Below are 18438 nucleotides of genomic sequence, written 5' to 3'. Positions count from 1 at the left end.
CGCCAAGGCGCTTTTTTTATGCTATTTTGCGTTTATAGCTTCTCTGATGATGTGGGCTATTTCTATGTTGTCTATGTATCTTCCTCTGACAGAATCAAGTTCATCAGCTGCTTTTTTGAATAAGTTTGCTGAATCGCCTTTTGCAAAGAGAGGAACCAATTGGTTAGTATGGTCACCACTATTCCAAACCATTTCAGGCATCATACCTGCAGCTGTTTTTTGGATAGGTGTTAAAGCACCTTTTGAACCTGAAAGGTATCCAGTTTCGTGGTCACCAGTTACGATTAATAAAGTTTCTCCCCAGTTGCTGTTTTCTTGCACCCATTGGTTTACTGCTTCTACTGCAGTATTAAAATCCGACATTTCTTCGATATTTCTTCCACTTTGATTTGCGTGACCAGCCCAGTCAATTGCTCCCCCTTCTATCATAAGGAAGAAACCTTTTTCATTGTTATCCAATACGTTTAATGCACCGTTTGTCATTTCAGCTAAAGTAGGTACATTATCGTTAAAAGGAACTTCGAAAGCACCTGCCTTTTTGTCGCCGCTTCTATTTTGTTGTAAAGTAGTAGCAGCTTGAGCAATTCCTAATACTCTATCTGGCGTTTCTCCATCTTGAAGAGCTTGGAAAGCTTCTTTTGTTTCGATTAAATTCCATTGATCAGGAGTTCCATCGCCGTTTGCATCAGCTACTGGTAGTATCCCATTCTTTACACCGTTCCAAGTGTCAACTCCACCTACATATTTATAATTCATATTTGTCCTTAAATCACCATTGTCATTAAAATCAGGGTGACCCGCACTCATGATTACGTCAGTTGCACTATCTTTAAGCATTTCATTAGCAATCGCTTCATAGTTATTTCTACTTGTATTGTGTGCTACAAAAGCAGCTGGAGTAGCGTGACTAAATTCTACAGATGTGATAACACCAGTTGACTTGCCTTGAGCCTCAAAATCTTCGGAAATATTTCTTACAGATTTTCCATTTGCATCTACGCCGATACCTGCATCATAAGTTTTATGACCAGTAGACATAGCTGTACCAGCGGCTGCTGAGTCAGTTGGTTTGTTCTTTATATAGTTTGCATTGTTCCAAGCTGTTTCAGAGTCGTATCCACCTGCAGATACTGAATAAGTACTCATGCCAACTTTAGTAGGGAAGTTTTCATAAACTTGAGATCCTAGTTTACCATTTTTAAAGTAATTTGTTGCATCAATTTGATTGTAGCTCCATCCATCAGCAATCATTAATATGACGTTCTTTACCTCTTTATTCCCATTGTTGCCAATTCTCGTCTTAGGTGCTGCCATAGCAACTGTTGGAATTATTGCACTAGTTGCAAGCACCCCTGCCAGTGCACTTGCAACAATAGATTTTTTAATTGAGTTTCTTTTCAATTCTCATTTCCTCCTTGTAATGTATTATGTAGGTATATACTATCAATACAACGTTAAGGCAGTATTAACGAATCGTTAATACTTCGTAAATATATTCCACATGCGGAAAAAAATGGAATGTTATAATGGTTATGTTATCTCATGTAAATATTAAGAACAATATCGTGGTTTTGACATATTATAATACAAGGTTATTAGGTAGAGCAGGCTATGCAATGTAAAATGCATGAAGCCGGGCCATAATGGCAGCAGATATGTGATCTGTGGGACTATATTTATTTCATATAGTATCACAGATTTTTTTATGAGCTGGTAGTGGCTAAATGATCTAAGTTGCTGGTTTGCGATTCAGAAACGCAAGTGATGAAAGGTCCTTACGTTTTAACTATTAAGGTATACACTATATCGGGTAATGTTTTATTTGATAATCTGCATTTTCAATTGTCAATTCTGCTTAAAGCCTATGGATTGATCACCTAGTTTACAAATTGGAGGTAGTAAGATGGATATAATGGATAATTATAAAAAGGTAAAAAAAGTATTATGGATTATTCTTATTGCAAATATGATCGTAGCATTGATAAAGGTAAGCATCGGTACTATTGCCAATAGCACCAGTATTATGGCAGATGGATTTCATTCTTTGGGGGATGGATCATCTAATATTGTTGGTCTTATAGGAATTCATTTTGCATCAAAGCCAGTGGATGAAGACCATCCTTATGGTCATGGGAAATTTGAAATGCTCACAGGATTATTTATTGCAGGGATGTTGTTTATGATTGGCATTAAAATAATGGTAGATGCATTAAGCAGATTTTTTAATCCCACACCTCTGCAGATAAGCTTACAAAGCTTGTTGCTGCTGTTATTTACCCTTTGCATTAATATCTTTGTCAGTCAAATTGAATACCATATGGGAAAAAAGCTTTACAGTCAAATCTTGATTTCAGATTCTATACATACTAGGAGCGATGTTTATGTATCTGCAGGAGTACTTTTCACTCTCCTCTGCATTATTCTTGGATTACCTCCTGTAATTGATTCTATAGCATCCCTCATAGTAGCAGTATTTATCCTTCATGGAGCTTATGAGATATTTAGAGATAATAGCTGTATCCTCCTCGACCAGGCTGCAGTTGATACCTGTGAAATCAGAAATATCGTAATGAGCTTTGATCTGGTAAAAGATGCTCACAATATCCGAAGTAGAGGAAGTCAAAATGAATTATTCATTGATATGCATATTATGACTGAACCCACTTTAAGTGTAGAAAAATCCCATAAGCTGATGCACAATATTGAAGAAAAGATTCAAGAAGAAATTAAAAATAATGTAGAAATAATTATTCATTTAGAGCCTTATAATAAACAAAAGTAAAAACCAACTTTTTTCAGTTGCTTTTGTTAATATGATAAGATAAAAAAAGAGATCTATTTGAAGGAGAGATGACGGGTATGAAAATCGGTATGAGAAAACCCAGTTTAAAAAAATCCATAAAAGCTCGAACTACTGGAAAGGTAAAGAAATCTGTTAAAAAAACGGTAATACCTGGTTATGGAAAAAAGGGAATGGGTTGGATAAAAGATCCTAAAAAGGCGGCATATAATAAAGTCTACAATAAAACCTCTTTTAGTTTATTAGATGTGATAAAGAAGATTTTTAAATAAGAATAGGCAGAGGAAAGTATCCTCACGAGTTTCCTCCTATTACGCAGTACATGGAAGCACGTTATCTTATAATTAATTATGAGATGATGTGCTTTTTGTTTTAACTGAAGGAAACTTAAATAAATTAAAATTATTCAATACCGCTCTATTGCCTATATAAAATATTTATGGTACAATACTAGTAATTTAGTAAATTAGTAAACTACTAGTTAGGAGATGCTTATGAATATACCAACAAGTTTAAAACATAAACCAGTAATCGTTTCAGAAGATTATGAAAACATTGATGGAAGAAATGCGTATCAATCTGATGCAAAGGGACTTTCTTTGGGGTTAGCTCAGTGGAATGATCGAGGAAAGGTAGATATTTCAGCTAAGGTATGGCGTCATACTGGAGAAAAGTGGTCTAGACAATCCGAAGAATTACCTCTTCATCGAGTACTCGACCTTGCCATACTCGTTTGTAGAACAAAGCAATATTTTCGTGATGCTTATCGATATGAAAAGCTATATGATGCAGAAGCTCCTTTAATTGATCGCATCGGCTTGCAAGGAGATGCCATGAGTGTGTCAATCTGTACAGATAATGAGAAGATAGATGAAGATATTCTACTGTTCAATCAAGCTTTAAGCGAAGATGATGAATTAATTGGAGAACGATTGAAAACCCTTTCAGCAATTTTAAAAGAGATGGGATATTGATATGGATTATAGAAGGGAACTAAAGGAACAATACAAGAATATGAAACCAGATATGGGATTGTATATGATTTCATCAAAGTCAAATAATAAATGTTTTATTGAGGCAACCCAAAATTTAAAAGGAACGATAAACGGTGCTAAATTCAAATTAGGAGCAGGAAATCATCCAAATAAAGAGCTTCAAAAGGAATGGAAGCAAAAGGGTGAAAAGGAATTTACTATTGAAATAGTAGAACAACTTTCCTATGACAAAGATGAAAGCAAAACAGACTATTCTGATGAATTAGCCTTACTAAAATTAATATGGGAAGAAAAATTAGAGAAATCAGGAAGAGAATTTTTTAGGAAAAGCCTGATGAGATAAGTTAAAAGGTATTTGAGCAGATACGAATACTGTAGAGTAAATGATTTCAAAAACGGATATAAAACTGCAAGGTTGAAATATTGATAACACAACAAAAAAAGCAGCAGATTGTGATTCTGCTGCTTCATTTATTTAATGAATATTGATAAAAATATTAAAATAATCAGTGCGCCATTTATGAGTACGAGGTTTTTTATGGCAATTGCGAAGGTTGTAGCTTTTTTTTGTTCATGCTGAAAGGCTGCGATGCCCTTATTCACTACAGGCAGTGTTAAAAATACGAAGAGGCATAATAATGGAAGCTTTTGTAGAAGGCACCCTATTGCAACGCCTATATAAATAATATAGTACAAGTATTTATATAATCGAAGAGCTTTTGCTTTACCTATATAGATAGGGAGAGTATATCTCTTGTTGATGATATCATCTTCCATATCACAGAGATTATTAGCAAGCATGATATTAGCAATAGTTAGCACTGGCGCAATGCTTAAGAAAAATATAGAAATAATAAAGTCTAAATTTATTAATATATTAAATAATCCATCGTCTATACTGATGTCAAAAACATGAAAGGGATATACATGTATGTATACAGCTAAAAATGGAATGATAAAGCCCATAGTTCCCCCTGAAAACAACTCTCCGAAAGGAGTGCGAGATATAGGCACAGGGCCGAAGGAATATATAATGCCAATACTAAAAGAGAGTGCGCCTAGAAGCAATACAACGATAGATGTATTAAACCATAAAAGGATTCCGAATGTGACAGCTATAATCAATAGAATCACTAAAAATAATAGTGCAGTAGTCTCAGAAAGCTTGTCTCGGACCATTGCATTGTGCTCTTCATAACCATATCCTGAAGTCTTGATGGCTTTTTTATAGTCCATATAGTTATTGGTAACTGTGGTAGCCATATCAAAGGTAAGCAAAGATAAAAACATAAAGAGAAAATGTAATAGATTAAAATCATCATATCTCCAAAGAGCGTAGACTGTGCCTAAGAGCAATGGCAATTGACTGGCTAGCTTTGTTTGTATTTCTGCTAATTTAAGAAGTGAAAAAATCATAATATTGTAGTTCCTTTCTCATGAGTAGTCTATTTGTTATTTTAGCACGAATTAGAAAACTAGCAAGCTTATTGTTGATAATAACAAGCTTGCTTTTGTTTTTGTGGAAAGCTGAAAAAAGAGCATATTTCTCTTTAAACGAAAAAATATGGGTGTTCACTTTGCTCTGGATGAATTTATATTCTTCTAATTTCTGCTTTTATTTGTAAACAATGATTTAACCATTGTTCAATAACTGCTCAACTAGCGTTCAACTATTATTAATAGTAAACCTCTTCCAAAAATAAGCCCTGTGGAGGCATCGTAATTCCTGCCTTTGATCGTACATTTTTTTCAAGTACTTTATCAATATGTGACAACTCTTTTTCATGAAGCCCTATTTCTACTAGACTTCCCACTATAATTCGAATCATATTATATAAAAATCCATCTCCCACAAAGGTAAAACTCATTAGGTTATCTTGTGAGAGAATGTTTAGTTCGTTAATAGTACGCAAAGTTGACTTCTTTGTCTTTTTCAAGGAGGAAAAACCTATAAAGTCATGAGTACCAATGAATTTAGCTGCTGCTTCTTTCATAAGAGGTACATCTAATTTCTTTGGAAGGTGACAGCTGTACTTCCGATGAAAAGGGGAATGGGTGTAGTGATTCCACACATAATAAGTGTATTTTTTGCTTTTTGCATGATATCTGCTGTGAAAGCGATCTGATACCTGAGTAATTTCTTTCACAACAATATCTTGAGGTAAGTACCTATTAATATAGCGATGCATCTCTTCTAAAGTCATTATAGAGTCTGTGTGAAAATTTGTAATTTGACCCTTTGCATGGACCCCAGCGTCAGTCCTACCTGAACCGATTATTTCTGTATATGACTGAACCATTTCACTAATAACAGATTCTAGCTTGCCCTGAATCGTCTGATCATTATCCTTTAACCTTTGCCAACCGTAATACCTTCCACCATCATAAGCGATTTTTAATTTAATATTTCTCATCTAAAGCTCCTCATTTAGGATATTTTACAACTATTATACACTGAAATGGCATGAAGGATTAAGAAAAGATTGTTTGTTTTATAGTATAGAAATTCTACTATAAGGATTACTTTTTAACATATGTAGATGCTATACAAAATTTATATTATTGACAAATAAATAATTTAAAACTATACTTATTATAACAGAACCAAACAAAATCAAACATAAATGACACCGATATTTGTATGTATATTATTCAATATATTCAATTATAAAGAGTATCTTGATATCTGACATGGAACACGGTTCCTAAGTGGCTTTCTCGAGAATTTGATTCTTTGCTATTTAATGTGGCATCTGCTCTAAATGAGGAGTTTTGGATAGCTATAGGCACTTTTGAAAGATTGTATGTAAAAATCAAAATATGGTTTATTAAGGAGAGGAAGCATAGGCATGCATATCTTTTTAACAGGAGATATACAAATAGGGAAAACCACTGTAATTGATAGGACAACCGCACTATTAAATAAGGCCGTAGGGGGTTTTCAAACCTATTTTGATCTAGATAGAGAGCTTCCTACCAGAAGGCTTTATATAAACTCGGCTCTACAATCTAAAGTCTTTTGTGAAGAAAATATTGTGGTTCAATTTAGGGAGAATGGTTTTCCCCTAGTGCATGATGAAAAGTTTGATGCTTATGGGGTACAACTCATCGAAGAGGCTATAGGAAAATCAGACTTGATTGTAATGGACGAATGTGGAAATTTAGAGCAGTTTGCTACTTTATTTCAACGTAAAATTCTAAACACTCTAAATGGAAATATCCCTATTTTAGGTGTCGTCAAGCAAAATAGTTGGGGCTGGACAGATTATATAAGAAACCATTCAAAGGTAAAGCTTATTACCGTTACAAATGAAAATCGAGATCTACTTCCAGAGGCTATTGCCAATTACATACGAAATTTAGATGAGTGTGTTTAGATTCGCTATAAGGATTGAGAGATAAGTAGTAAGGTGGAAATTTTTTAGCTAAATGCTGGAAATATAAAAACATAAGAATGAGAGGAGGGTTGAAATTGGAAAAATCAAATAAAAAGAGGATGATTGTTCTTGCCCTTATGGTTCTTCTGATTCTTACAATAATTATTTCTTTTCAATTTGGACGATACCCTATTTCTACAAAAGAGTTAATAGGAATTCTCCTATCTAAAGTATACTCTATGGATCCCTTTTGGATAGCCCGTACAGAAGCAGTGCTCTTTAATATACGTATGCCTCGTATCCTTTTAGCTAGTTTAGTAGGTGCTTCGCTTGCAGCTGCAGGGGTAGCTTATCAAGGTGTTTTTCAAAATCCCATGGCAGCTCCCGATGTATTAGGAGCATCTGCAGGAGCAGCTTTTGGAGCAGCATTTGCGATCCTTCATTATAGTAATAGCTACATGATTACCATAAGTGCCTTTGGCTTCAGTCTTTTAACAGTAATTCTAGTATACATTATCAGCAAGAAGGCGAGGGGGAATCCTTTATTAGGTCTTGTCTTATCAGGTATTATGGTAAGTTCCCTTTTTTCTGCAGGAACGTCCTTTATTAAATTAGTGGCAGACCCTAATGATCAACTTCCAGCCATAACCTACTGGCTTATGGGTAGCTTATCTGGAGCGAAGATCAGTGATATTACATTTGTAATCATACCTATCTCTATTGGTCTGATTCCACTTATGCTCTTAAGATGGCGAATGAATGTCCTTACCATGGGAGATGAAGAGGCAAAGACCATGGGCATTAATTCTAAAAGGATTCGACTTATTGTTATTATCTGCTCTACTCTCGTCACTGCAGCTAGTGTATCTGTAAGCGGTATGATTGGATGGGTAGGCCTTGTGATCCCTCATCTCGCTAGGAAGCTTGTAGGAAATAATTATATATATTTAATGCCAGGTAGCATACTATTTGGAGCGATATTTCTCTTACTAGTAGACAATATCTCAAGAAATCTATTGGCAACAGAAATTCCCTTAGGCATTCTCACTGCCTTTGTAGGGGCACCGTTTTTTATATACTTGATTACCAAAGGAGGGGAACATTTTTGAGCATTAAAGTATCGAATCTTCATTTTAGCTATGGACAGCACTCAATCTTAAATGATATCAGTTTTGTAGCAGAAGATGGAGAGTTATTATCTGTATTAGGTCCAAATGGGGTAGGGAAGAGCACTTTATTTCGCTGTATCCTGAGGCTACTTAATGGATATCAAGGAAAAATCCAAATAAATGATGTAGAAACGAATGATTTAAGCATTGAAGAAATGGCCAAGCTCGTAGCGTATATTCCACAGTCTCATTACCCTGCTTTTAATTACAGCGTATTTGACATGGTCTTAATGGGTACCTCAGTACAAGTTTCTGCTATTTCTAGCCCTGGAAAGAAACAAATTCAGTTAGTAGAAGACGCTTTGGAGAGGTTAGAAATTAGCCACTTAAAAAACAGAGGCTGCAGTCAAATAAGCGGAGGGGAACGCCAATTAGTATTAATGGCTAGAGCTTTGGTACAAAAATCAAGAATACTCATATTAGATGAGCCTACAGCAAATCTTGATTTTGGCAATCAGGTTCGAGTATTGACTCAGGTGAAATCTTTGGCAAGTGACGGATATACGGTTATTCAGTCTACGCATAACCCTGATCAGACTTTTCTATTTTCGGATAAGGTCATTGCTATACAAGATGGAAAAATCATTGGATATGGTACGCCAAAAGATATTTATACAGAAGAATTAATACAGAATCTTTATAAAATTGATTCTGAGATTCAAAGTCTCTACGATGATAAGGTAAGGGTATGCATACCTAAAAGCACTATAAAAAGGGAATACTATCATAAGATGTTCTCTTGCCTTTGATATATTAAAACAAAGGGGGAAACAAAATGAAAAAGAAGATTCTTTCTATGTTACTTGTAGTGTTCTTATTGCTATCTATGACAACTGCATGTAACAACAGTAAACCAAGTAGTACAGATGTAGACAAGAAACAAAAGCAAGATGTGACAAGTAAAGATAAAACCACTAGCTTTACGGATTCAGCAGGGAGAGAAGTAGCACTTCCAGCTGATATCACGAGAATTGTGCCTTCTGGCGCATTAGCTCAAATTGTATTATTTGCTATAGCTCCAGATGCCCTAGTGGGAGTTTCAGGAGAATGGAATCCAAGTGCAGAGGAGTATATTGATACAGAGTACTATGAACTTCCTATTCTAGGGCAGTTTTATGGACAAGGTGACCTTAATCTTGAAGAAATCGCCAAGGTAGACCCCCAAGTCATTATTGATATTGGCGAATCAAAACCTTCTGTTGTAGAAGATATGGATGATATATCGGAACAAGTAGGCATACCTACTATACATATCGAAGCCACAACAGACACTATGGGGGATGCCTATAGAACATTAGGTAAGCTCTTAGGAAAAGAGAAAGAAGGAGAAGCATTAGCAAGTTACTGTGAAAAAGTAAATGAGGATACAAAAGCTCTAATAGAAAAGATTGGCGAAGAAGGAAAGGTAGATTTGCTTTACGCTACTGGTGAAGATGGCTTAGGTGTATTAGCAAAAGATTCTTTCCACGCTGAAATCATTGATAGAGTAAGCAATAATGTGGCAGTTGTAGAAGATATTTCTAGTAAAGGTACAGGAAATCCTGTAGATATGGAGCAAATCATTAATTGGAATCCTGAGGTGATTATCTTTGCTCCAGGTAGCGTATACAGCTCTGTAGGAAAAGATAAATCATGGCAACAATTAAAAGCCGTCAAAGATGGAAATTACTATGAAGTGCCAACAGGTCCTTACAATTGGATGGGCTCTCCACCATCTGTTAATCGTTACATGGGCATGCTTTGGATTACTCAATTACTTTATCCTGAAGAAGCAGGCTATGATATGTACGACGAAGCTGCAAAATACTATGAATTGTTCTATCACAGTGAATTGACAGAAGAAGAATACAATAAATTAGTTGCTAATTCATTAGGAAAAACTGCAAAATAATATAAATAAAAAAGGCAAAGCCATATTATTTCTCGGCTTTGCCTTTTTTGGGGGGAGTTTTACTTTGACCCCTAGCTTCTGCTCAATGTAAACCTTAAGTGTAGGGTCGGATCCTGACCCAAAAGGAATCCCTTAATACTAGGGATTAAACAGATGTTTACGATTTCAATCAAAATCATTATAATGATAGAGTGAGGAGCATTCTTAAAGAAAAGCGTACATTTATAAGAAAAATAAGTGTAAAATGCTACTTACATCTAAGGGGGGGGATAAAATGAAACAAACTCGTTTTTTAGGGACAGAAAATTACGTGGCTTCAGATGAGTTGATGAATGCGGTAAACATCGCTATTGCTCTTGAAAAACCTTTGCTAATTAAAGGAGAACCAGGGACAGGGAAGACGATGTTGGCTCAAGCCATTGGAAGAGCACTAAATAAAAAACTTGTCATCTGGAATATCAAGTCTACTACAAAAGCACAAGACGGCCTGTACGTGTACGATGTGGTTCAAAGACTTTACGACAGCCAGTTTGGAAATGAAGGGGTAGATAATATACAAAAGTATATCACACTAGGCAAATTAGGAGAGGCTTTTTGTTCAAAAGAGCAAGTAGTGTTATTGATTGACGAAGTCGACAAAGCCGATTTAGAGTTTCCTAATGACCTTCTTTGGGAACTAGATAAAATGGAATTTTACATACCAGAGACAAAAGAGACTGTTCAGGCAGAAACTAGGCCAATTGTAATCATTACCTCCAATGCAGAAAAGGAACTGCCAGATGCATTTTTAAGAAGATGTATCTTCCACTACATCGAATTTCCAGGTCAAGAATTAATGGAAGAGATTATTAAAGTCCACTTTGACAATCTAGAAAACAAGCTGTTACAAGAAGTACTAGATGCCTTTTACTGGATACGTCAGATACCCCAGATTCAAAAGAAACCGAGTACTTCAGAAATCATAGACTGGATTCAAGCTTTAATCATTGGTGGAATTGATATTGATAGAATAAAAGAAGAAATACCTTTTAGTGGTGTGCTTCTGAAAAAAAATGAGGATGTGGATGTTTTGCAGACAAATATAGGAAGGGCTAGGTAGAGGCTGTGTTCCTTTCATTTTTCTATTTGTTAAGAGCAAAGGGATTAAAGGTTTCTCTTCATGAATGGACGACGCTTATGGGGGCCTTAGACAAAGGCTTGTGTAAAGCTAGTTTGACTCGGTTTTACTACTTATGCCGTGCCGTATTAGTGAAAAATGAGGCAGACTTTGATAAATTAGATGGAGCTTTTTTAGATTACTTTAAGGATGTAGTACCTTTAAGCGAATTGCCTGAAGAATTGCTTTCTTGGTTAGAGAATACCAAAGAAAAAAATAACGAACCTTTTGACATGCATAGAGCTATGCAAAATAAGGACCTATCTTCTGAAGATATTCAAAAAATGTTTCAAGATCGAATCAAAGAGCAAAAGACAGAACACAATGGAGGAAGTTACTGGATAGGAACTGGTGGTGTCTCCGTATTTGGCAATAAGGGTTTTAGCCCAGAAGGTATCCGAGTTGAAGGAGAAGCCCAGTACAAAAATGCTTTAGACGTAGCAGGAAAGAGAAAATTTCGAGACTTTAGAAATGACACTACACTTGATACAAGGCAATTTCAAGTGGCTTTACGTTCATTAAGAGAGTTTTCCAGCCAAGTAAACCAATCAAAGACGGAATTAGACATTGATGATACTGTAGATGCAACTTGTCAGGGTGGAGGACAATTAAAATTGGTCTACGCAAGGCCAAGAGAAAATACAGTAAAAGTCCTTTTGTTGATGGACTCTGGTGGATCTATGGAGTATTACAGTCTTCTCTGTAGTACTTTATTTCAAGCTGTAAGCAAATCGAGTCATTTTAAAGATTTAAAGAAGTACTATTTTCACAATTGCATCTATTCTCATGTTTACACAGAACCTACTTTGCAATATGATAATAAAGTAAAAACCGAGTGGATTATGCAAAATATCAGCAGCGATTATAAAGTTATTATTGTTGGAGATGCTAAAATGCATCCCTCTGAATTACTAGATGAAAATTATTATGTCTACACTGCTCGGGATAAAACAGCAGGAATAGATTGGCTTAAGCGTATAAAAGAAAAATACAAGCACATTGTATGGCTTAACCCATCACCTCGACCTACCCACCGTCTTTTTTCTAATGATACCTATGATATTATTGAGAAGATGTTTTCAATGTATCCTTTAACAGTTAAAGATTTTAGATTGGCTCTAAAAGAGTTGTTGGTAAGAGCGGAATAGAAACACATTTCTGGATTCTAATTTTGTCCGTATTTTTTGTGCAAATAAATAGTAGAGTTAATTAGAATACTTGGAATATTTAAACCACTGAATTAATATATATAAAATATATAATTTAATACATTTGGTTCGGTTGGGCAAATTCTATTTGCTTTCAAGAAATCGTTTCTGGGGTGGGAAACTCTTTTAAAGCTTCTCACCTTTATTTTGTTTATCTATTAATAGGAGATGCTTTTTTATTTTATAAACATCTATAAAACTTTATTCATATTTTATTAAACGGATATGATTATTTTTATTATTAAACCATTAATAAAAGGAGGTATGCACTTTAAATGTATTCATTACTAATAGATTCAAGTATTATTGTTATTTTTATTATATTTTGCATATCATTGTTTTTACTATCAAAGGCAGCAGATTATTTAGTAGATAATGCTGTAAAACTTTCTCAAATATGGGGTTTACCTGAAATAATCATAGGAGCAACCATTGTTTCCTTAGGTACTACTCTACCAGAACTATCTGCATCTATTTCCTCTGCACTAAAAGGAAATGATAGTTTTGCACTTGGGAATGCAGTAGGGTCTATTATTACGAATACAAGCTTAATTTTAGGTATTGGAGCTCTCTTTGGAAAGATCCCGGTAGGTGAAAAATCTTCACAAAAATTCAATCTACTCGTTACAACAGTATTTCTCTTGATTTTTACCACATTACCCTATAAAGTACAAAATGAGGGCAGTTATATCCCTCAATGGGTTGGTTTTATCTATTTAATGCTAGTTATGGTGTACATTGTGTATTTAATCATTCAAGAGAAAAATAGGGTTTCTATTAGCAAAAAAAACAAATCTGGAATACAAGTGAACAAAAATACTAGAAGTGTATTTATGATTATTTTCAGCATTTTTATTTCAGCCCTAGTTATAGCTGTAAGTGCCTCTTCGTTAGTCAATTCAGCAGAAATTCTTGCAAGAAGAATAGGAATTTCTGATGTTATCATCGCTTCAACTTTAGTTGCTTTTGGAACTAGTGTTCCTGAATTAAGTACCTGTATCTCAGCAGCTAAAAGAAATCATGGAGGATTAGTTATAGGAAATATAATGGGAGCTAATATTTTAAATATTCTGTTAGTAGTAGGCGCATCTGCAGCGTTAATTCCTGGTGGAATCGCAGTAACTGAAGAATTTTATCGAATTCATTTTACAACACTAGCCATCGTTTTATCTGTCTTTGGATTCTTTGCATACAATAGTAAAATCAATGAAATTAGCAAACGGGAAGGTATGATATTGATTTTAATTTACATTCTTTATCTCTTCATTAATTTTCTATAGTAGGATTTAGTATAGATACATTGCCTTTTTCTTTATGCTTCTTGGATAGTAACCGTAGCTACCTTTAGCTCTGCAATCTTAGCGATAGGATCTATTACTGGATTGGTAAGGTGGTTTAGCCTAGCATTAATATATTTCGTCATTGGTACATATTGCTGAAGTTAATCCAGCATTGTAATAGTTTTATTTGGAATATAAAGTATAAAAAATACCAAGCAATAATAAAAGCTTGGTATTTTTGTTTGTGCTTAGTGATCTACGCCGATCATAACAGAAGATGCTTTTACTATAGCAGTAGCGTCTGAACCCACTTGCAAGTCTAATTCTTTAACAGAGTCCATAGTAATAATAGAAGTGATCTTATTTCCACCACCGAGATCTATGGTCACTTTAGCATTGACTGCACCATCTTTAATCTCTACAACTTTACCTTTTAATTGATTTCTTGCACTAATTTTCATCTTTAACCTCCTGTAAAAGTATTGTTGATTATATTTACCCATTTTGGCGGCATTTAGACAAAAAAATTCTATTTATAATAGTAATTTATTAATATTTGATTGTTTATATATTATTTTAAAATAGTAAGTGTAACCGTATTGTAGTTATTAAATAATAGAGAGCATAATACTAAAAACGAAATAAAAGTTTATAAATTTTATTGACATTTTATGAATAAGATGATAAATTAAGCTTAACGAAAACGTTTAACGAAAACGTTTGACGAAAACGTTATGCCAAAACGTTTAACTATAGGAGATCATATAATGATACATACGCATTAGTGATTAAAATGGGGCGAAGTTATGAAACCAAAAGTTACGATTAAGGAAATAGCTAAGGAATGTGGAGTATCCATAACAACTGTTTCAAGAGTTATGAATAATATCGAAGGATCCTGTTCTTTAGAAACAGAGAATAAAATTAAAACTGCAATAAAAAAACTAGGATATCATCCTAATCCAGTTGCCAGATCTTTGGTAACAAAAAGAACCAATATCATCGGCATTATTATACCAGATATTTCCAACTTTTTCTTTCAGGATTTTGCAAAAGGTGCAGAAAAGATATTAAATAAGAAAAAATATCGCTTAGTTCTCTGCAGTACGGAGGGCTCTAAAGATAAAGAAGATTCTTTTTTGTTGAGCTTAAGCAATGGATTTGCAGATGGAATCATTGTAACTACACAAAATGCAGAAGAAGAAGATGACAATATTGTCTACTTAAACAATAAAAAATTTCCAATTATTGCAGTGGAACGATATGGTGAGATCATTAAGGATGTAGCTAGTGTAACTCTAGACAATGCTATGGGTTTATATCTAGCGATGAAAAGTTTAGTTGAAAATGGTCACGAAAAGATTGCATTTATTGCAGGACCTGAGAATGCACATAATGCAAATCTTAGAAAAGCAGGATACCTTAAAGCAATTCATGATTTTAACTTGAAAATGGATGAAGATTTGATAATTCATGGCGACTACAAAATTGAATCTGGATATCAATGCATGAAAGATCTTTTGAAAAATAAAAAATTTACAGCATTTGTAGCAGCTAATGATTTAATGGCAATAGGAGCATGTAGGGCAATTAGAGAAGCTGGCATGAGCATTCCAGAAGATATTTCTGCAATTGGATTTGATGGAACTATACTAGCAGAATTACATCAGCCACCGCTAACCACCATATCAATTCATGGTGAAGAAATGGGTAAAATAGCAGCCACAAATTTAATTAAATTAATTGAAGGTAAGAAGTTAAAACAGAAACATGAAATTGTTAAATCAGAAATCAAGCAGGGAGGAAGTGTTAAAAAGTTAAATAAGGTTTCTGTGTAAAATCTTTATATGCTTACATAAAACGTTTTCAGAAAACGTTTTACTAAATAATATAAAAAGGAGAAATATAATGAAATCGAGAGAAAGAGTTTTAATGGCATTAAATCACGAGGAAACAGATCGTATTCCTATTGAGTTAGGTTCTTCAAGATCTACAGGGATAAATGCCAACGCATATAATGAATTAAAAGAATACTTAGGTATGACACACGATACAATTTTGTTTGATGTAAAACAGCTTTTAGCAACTCCTGACCCAGAAGTATTGGAGCGTATAGGATGCGACGTGGTAATGCTTCCAAGATTAATACCATCTATTGGGATAAAGATTGATGAATTTAAAGATGGAGAATTACCTTTAGGCGGAGGAAAATGTAAGTTGGCAAAAGCCTTTAATCCCATTACATTAGAAGATGGGTCACTAGGTGTGACAAATGCAGCAGGGACTGTAATAGCAATAAGGCCAACACAAGGTTTGTATTTTGACGAAGTCTACTCTCCACTAGCAGATGCTGAAGATGAAAGCGATATAGATAGATTATTAGAACTTCCTGTTATGACAGATGAAGAAATTAAATTTGCAACAGCAAAAGCAAAAGATTTATATGAAAATACAGATTATGCAATTTCAGCAGCAACGAGTTTTAGTATTTTTGAAAAGGGAACGAAAGACTGGGGATATCAAACTTTCCTAGAGTATTTATATACTGAACCCGAATTGATTGAGTATTATCTTGATAAACTGACAGATGCATATATTGCTATGATAGATAAGTATATGGATGCTGTAGGTGATTATGTTCATGTACTACAAAATAATGATGATTTTGGACAACAAAGAGCTATGATTATTTCACCAGAGATATATAGAAAGTTCTTTAAACCAAGACATGCAAAAATTAATGAGGCAATTCGTAGAAAGAAAAAAGATATGCATATTTCATTACATTGTTGTGGCAGTATTTATCCAATTATTGGAGACCTTATAGAGTCTGGATATGACATTCTTAATCCAATTCAAAAAGAATGCGATAATATGGATCCAGTTCAAATTAAGAAGGAATTTGGAAAGAACATGACCATTTGGGGAGGCGGCATTAGTACACAAACTACATTAACTCATGGTAGTATTGACGATATCGTCAATGAAGTAAAGGAAATGATAAAGGTTTATGCACCAGGAGGTGGATTTGTCTTTTCACAAATACACAATATTCAAGCAGGAATATCGCCAGAAAAGATTCTAGCCGTGTTTGATACAGCATTAAAGTATGGAAATAAAGATTTTTATAGGGGGTAAAGCTATTGGGCAGTAGAATAGCAGTAATTGGAAGTTATGCAGTTGGAATGACAATTTCAACGGAACGTTTCCCACAAGAGGGAGAAACAGTAAAAGGAAAAAATTTCAAAGCTATGCATGGAGGAAAAGGGTCCAACCAGGCAGTTGCAGCGTCGCGAATGGGAGCAGAAGTCCTTTATGGAGGATGCGTTGGAAATGATAGTTTTGGAGATGGGGCAATCAAGCTATACGAAGAAGAAGGAATAGACTCCTCCTATATTATTAGAAGCAGAGAAAATCAATCAACAGGTGTAGGGTTGATTTATATAAATGCAAAAGGTGAAAATGAAATTGTAATCGACTTAGCAGCAAACTTTGAGCTATCTCCTGCTGATATTGATCGTATGTTACCTGAAATATCTAAGTGCAAACTACTATTGATGCAGTTAGAAATTCATATGGATACCGTTCTTTATGCAGCAAAAAAATGCAAAGAATTAGGAATACCAGTTGTTTTAAACCCTGCTCCTTATAATCAAATGCCAGAAGAACTATTAAAATATTGTGAGTTTTTAGTACCAAATCAAACTGAGGCGAGAGCAATATTAGGATTAGATGAAGATAGTTCTTTATCTGACGAGGAAGTTGCAAAACAGATACATAAATTAGGGGTAAAAAACGTTATTGTCACTCTAGGATCAGAAGGAGCACTTTTAGTAAATGATACAATGTGCAAAAAAATTGAAGGAATACCAGTTAATGCTATTGATACTACAGGAGCAGGGGATACCTTTAATGGATCATTCTGTGTAGCATTAGCGGAAGGACATACAATAGAAGATGCTATAAAATTTGCAAATATCTCTGCAGGTTTAGCCGTTACAAAATATGGAGTTATAGAAGGAATACCTACAAGAGAAGAAGTAATAAAAATAGCTGAAAGCAATATTTGAAGGGATGATATAAATTATGAAAAAGGACGGTATATTAAATAGAAATCTTATAAATGCCATAGCCGATATGGGACATACAGACATTATGATTATTGGAGATGTTGGAGTACCAATTAAAGATGAGAAACAACGAATTGATCTTGCAATATCAGAAGACTTGCCAAGCGTTGGAAAAGTTCTGGAATTAATTATGGATGAGATGATTTATGAAAAAGTGATTGTTGCTGAAGAACAGAAGTTGTACAACCCATTACATTTTAAAAATGTTAGTGAATTAAGCAAACGATGCAAAGTTGATACCATGTCACATGAAGATCTTTTCTCTACTTATCTTAGTAAGGCAAAGTACATAGTAAGGACAGGGGGATTTGAACCCTGGGGTAATGTAGTACTCGTTGCAGGAATTGATGCATGGAAATGGTTTCAAAAAGAAGGAGTTATCACACCTGATTATTATGAGGAGAGAGCCTCTTTCGAAGAGTAAAAGTAATA

General features: G+C 34.4%; 19 protein-coding genes, 1 riboswitch and 1 other annotated feature. Of the genes, 15 read left to right on the top strand and 4 right to left on the bottom strand.

Annotated elements, in window-relative coordinates; genetic code table 11:
• Positions 1–21: 21 nt before the first annotated feature.
• Positions 22–1401 carry an alkaline phosphatase gene (locus tag DES36_RS08710; RefSeq protein WP_113920842.1) on the bottom strand — a complete coding sequence of 460 codons (1380 nt, stop codon included), beginning with the start codon at positions 1399–1401 and terminating at the stop codon, positions 22–24.
• 191 nt (positions 1402–1592) lie between these two features.
• Positions 1593–1675, top strand: a riboswitch (NiCo riboswitch).
• Positions 1676–1903: 228 nt separating this feature from the next.
• Here DES36_RS08710 and DES36_RS08705 point away from each other — a divergent pair.
• The 4 genes from DES36_RS08705 (at position 1904) to DES36_RS08690 (ending at position 4138) form a co-directional block, all read left to right on the top strand.
• Positions 1904–2782 carry a cation diffusion facilitator family transporter gene (locus DES36_RS08705; protein ID WP_170128249.1) on the top strand — a complete coding sequence of 293 codons (879 nt, stop codon included), beginning with the start codon at positions 1904–1906 and terminating at the stop codon, positions 2780–2782.
• A gap of 68 nt (positions 2783–2850) precedes the next feature.
• Complete coding sequence (locus DES36_RS08700) at positions 2851–3072, top strand: hypothetical protein (RefSeq protein WP_341457135.1); 222 nt, start codon at positions 2851–2853, stop codon at positions 3070–3072.
• Positions 3073–3294: 222 nt separating this feature from the next.
• Complete coding sequence (locus DES36_RS08695; RefSeq protein WP_113920840.1) at positions 3295–3774, top strand: DUF6530 family protein; 480 nt, start codon at positions 3295–3297, stop codon at positions 3772–3774.
• Position 3775: 1 nt separating this feature from the next.
• On the top strand, positions 3776–4138 hold the full coding sequence (locus tag DES36_RS08690) for a GIY-YIG nuclease family protein (protein ID WP_113920839.1): 363 nt from the start codon (positions 3776–3778) through the stop codon (positions 4136–4138).
• Positions 4139–4266: 128 nt separating this feature from the next.
• Here DES36_RS08690 and DES36_RS08685 read toward each other — a convergent pair whose 3' ends face one another.
• Together DES36_RS08685 and truA are read right to left on the bottom strand one after the other, a co-directional pair.
• Positions 4267–5211, bottom strand: coding sequence for a 1,4-dihydroxy-2-naphthoate polyprenyltransferase (locus DES36_RS08685; protein ID WP_242981739.1), 945 nt, complete (start codon positions 5209–5211; stop codon positions 4267–4269).
• 260 nt (positions 5212–5471) lie between these two features.
• The gene (truA, locus tag DES36_RS08680) at positions 5472–6209 is read right to left on the bottom strand and encodes a tRNA pseudouridine(38-40) synthase TruA (protein WP_113920837.1); all 738 of its coding nucleotides are present in this window, start codon (positions 6207–6209) and stop codon (positions 5472–5474) included.
• A gap of 435 nt (positions 6210–6644) precedes the next feature.
• Here truA and DES36_RS08675 point away from each other — a divergent pair, with 435 nt between their 5' ends.
• From DES36_RS08675 to DES36_RS08645, 7 genes are all read left to right on the top strand, one after another.
• Positions 6645–7172 (top strand): nucleoside-triphosphatase, encoded by a 528-nt coding sequence (locus DES36_RS08675; RefSeq protein WP_113920836.1) that lies wholly within the window; start codon positions 6645–6647, stop codon positions 7170–7172.
• Between the two features lie 119 nt (positions 7173–7291).
• Positions 7292–8281: a FecCD family ABC transporter permease gene (locus tag DES36_RS08670; RefSeq protein ID WP_423230755.1), complete on the top strand. Its 990-nt coding sequence runs from the start codon at positions 7292–7294 to the stop codon at positions 8279–8281.
• Positions 8278–9090 (top strand): ABC transporter ATP-binding protein, encoded by an 813-nt coding sequence (locus DES36_RS08665; protein ID WP_113920834.1) that lies wholly within the window; start codon positions 8278–8280, stop codon positions 9088–9090. Before DES36_RS08670 ends, DES36_RS08665 begins: the two co-directional genes overlap by 4 nt.
• A gap of 26 nt (positions 9091–9116) precedes the next feature.
• Positions 9117–10232 carry an ABC transporter substrate-binding protein gene (locus DES36_RS08660; RefSeq protein ID WP_113920833.1) on the top strand — a complete coding sequence of 372 codons (1116 nt, stop codon included), beginning with the start codon at positions 9117–9119 and terminating at the stop codon, positions 10230–10232.
• Positions 10233–10506: 274 nt separating this feature from the next.
• Positions 10507–11331 carry an AAA family ATPase gene (locus DES36_RS08655; protein ID WP_113920832.1) on the top strand — a complete coding sequence of 275 codons (825 nt, stop codon included), beginning with the start codon at positions 10507–10509 and terminating at the stop codon, positions 11329–11331.
• A 26-nt stretch (positions 11332–11357) separates the two neighbouring features.
• Positions 11358–12536, top strand: a complete 1179-nt coding sequence (locus DES36_RS08650) for a VWA domain-containing protein (RefSeq protein ID WP_341457134.1) — start codon at positions 11358–11360, stop codon at positions 12534–12536.
• Positions 12537–12667: 131 nt separating this feature from the next.
• Positions 12668–12719 (top strand) — a sequence feature (sodium ion sensor (DUF1646 type); this cis-regulatory element may regulate processes involved in with the transportation of sodium ions).
• 152 nt (positions 12720–12871) lie between these two features.
• Positions 12872–13876 carry a sodium:calcium antiporter gene (locus tag DES36_RS08645; protein ID WP_113920830.1) on the top strand — a complete coding sequence of 335 codons (1005 nt, stop codon included), beginning with the start codon at positions 12872–12874 and terminating at the stop codon, positions 13874–13876.
• A 248-nt stretch (positions 13877–14124) separates the two neighbouring features.
• Here the strand turns inward: DES36_RS08645 and DES36_RS08640 are convergent, their stop codons facing one another.
• Positions 14125–14337, bottom strand: a complete 213-nt coding sequence (locus DES36_RS08640; RefSeq protein ID WP_113920829.1) for a TOBE domain-containing protein — start codon at positions 14335–14337, stop codon at positions 14125–14127.
• A gap of 345 nt (positions 14338–14682) precedes the next feature.
• On the opposite strand from DES36_RS08640, the gene DES36_RS08635 reads away from it, so the two are divergent.
• The 4 genes from DES36_RS08635 (at position 14683) to rbsD (ending at position 18430) form a co-directional block, all read left to right on the top strand.
• Positions 14683–15714: a LacI family DNA-binding transcriptional regulator gene (locus tag DES36_RS08635; RefSeq protein WP_113920828.1), complete on the top strand. Its 1032-nt coding sequence runs from the start codon at positions 14683–14685 to the stop codon at positions 15712–15714.
• A gap of 70 nt (positions 15715–15784) precedes the next feature.
• Positions 15785–17014, top strand: coding sequence for a uroporphyrinogen decarboxylase family protein (locus DES36_RS08630; protein WP_113920827.1), 1230 nt, complete (start codon positions 15785–15787; stop codon positions 17012–17014).
• Between the two features lie 5 nt (positions 17015–17019).
• Complete coding sequence (gene rbsK, locus DES36_RS08625; protein ID WP_113920826.1) at positions 17020–17946, top strand: ribokinase; 927 nt, start codon at positions 17020–17022, stop codon at positions 17944–17946.
• 16 nt (positions 17947–17962) lie between these two features.
• The gene (gene rbsD / locus DES36_RS08620; RefSeq protein WP_113920825.1) at positions 17963–18430 is read left to right on the top strand and encodes a D-ribose pyranase; all 468 of its coding nucleotides are present in this window, start codon (positions 17963–17965) and stop codon (positions 18428–18430) included.
• Positions 18431–18438 lie beyond the last annotated feature (8 nt).

Source organism: Alkalibaculum bacchi, from assembly GCF_003317055.1.
GTDB lineage: Bacteria > Bacillota > Clostridia > Eubacteriales > Alkalibacteraceae > Alkalibaculum > Alkalibaculum bacchi.
This window is presented reverse-complemented; position numbering and strand designations above follow the sequence as displayed.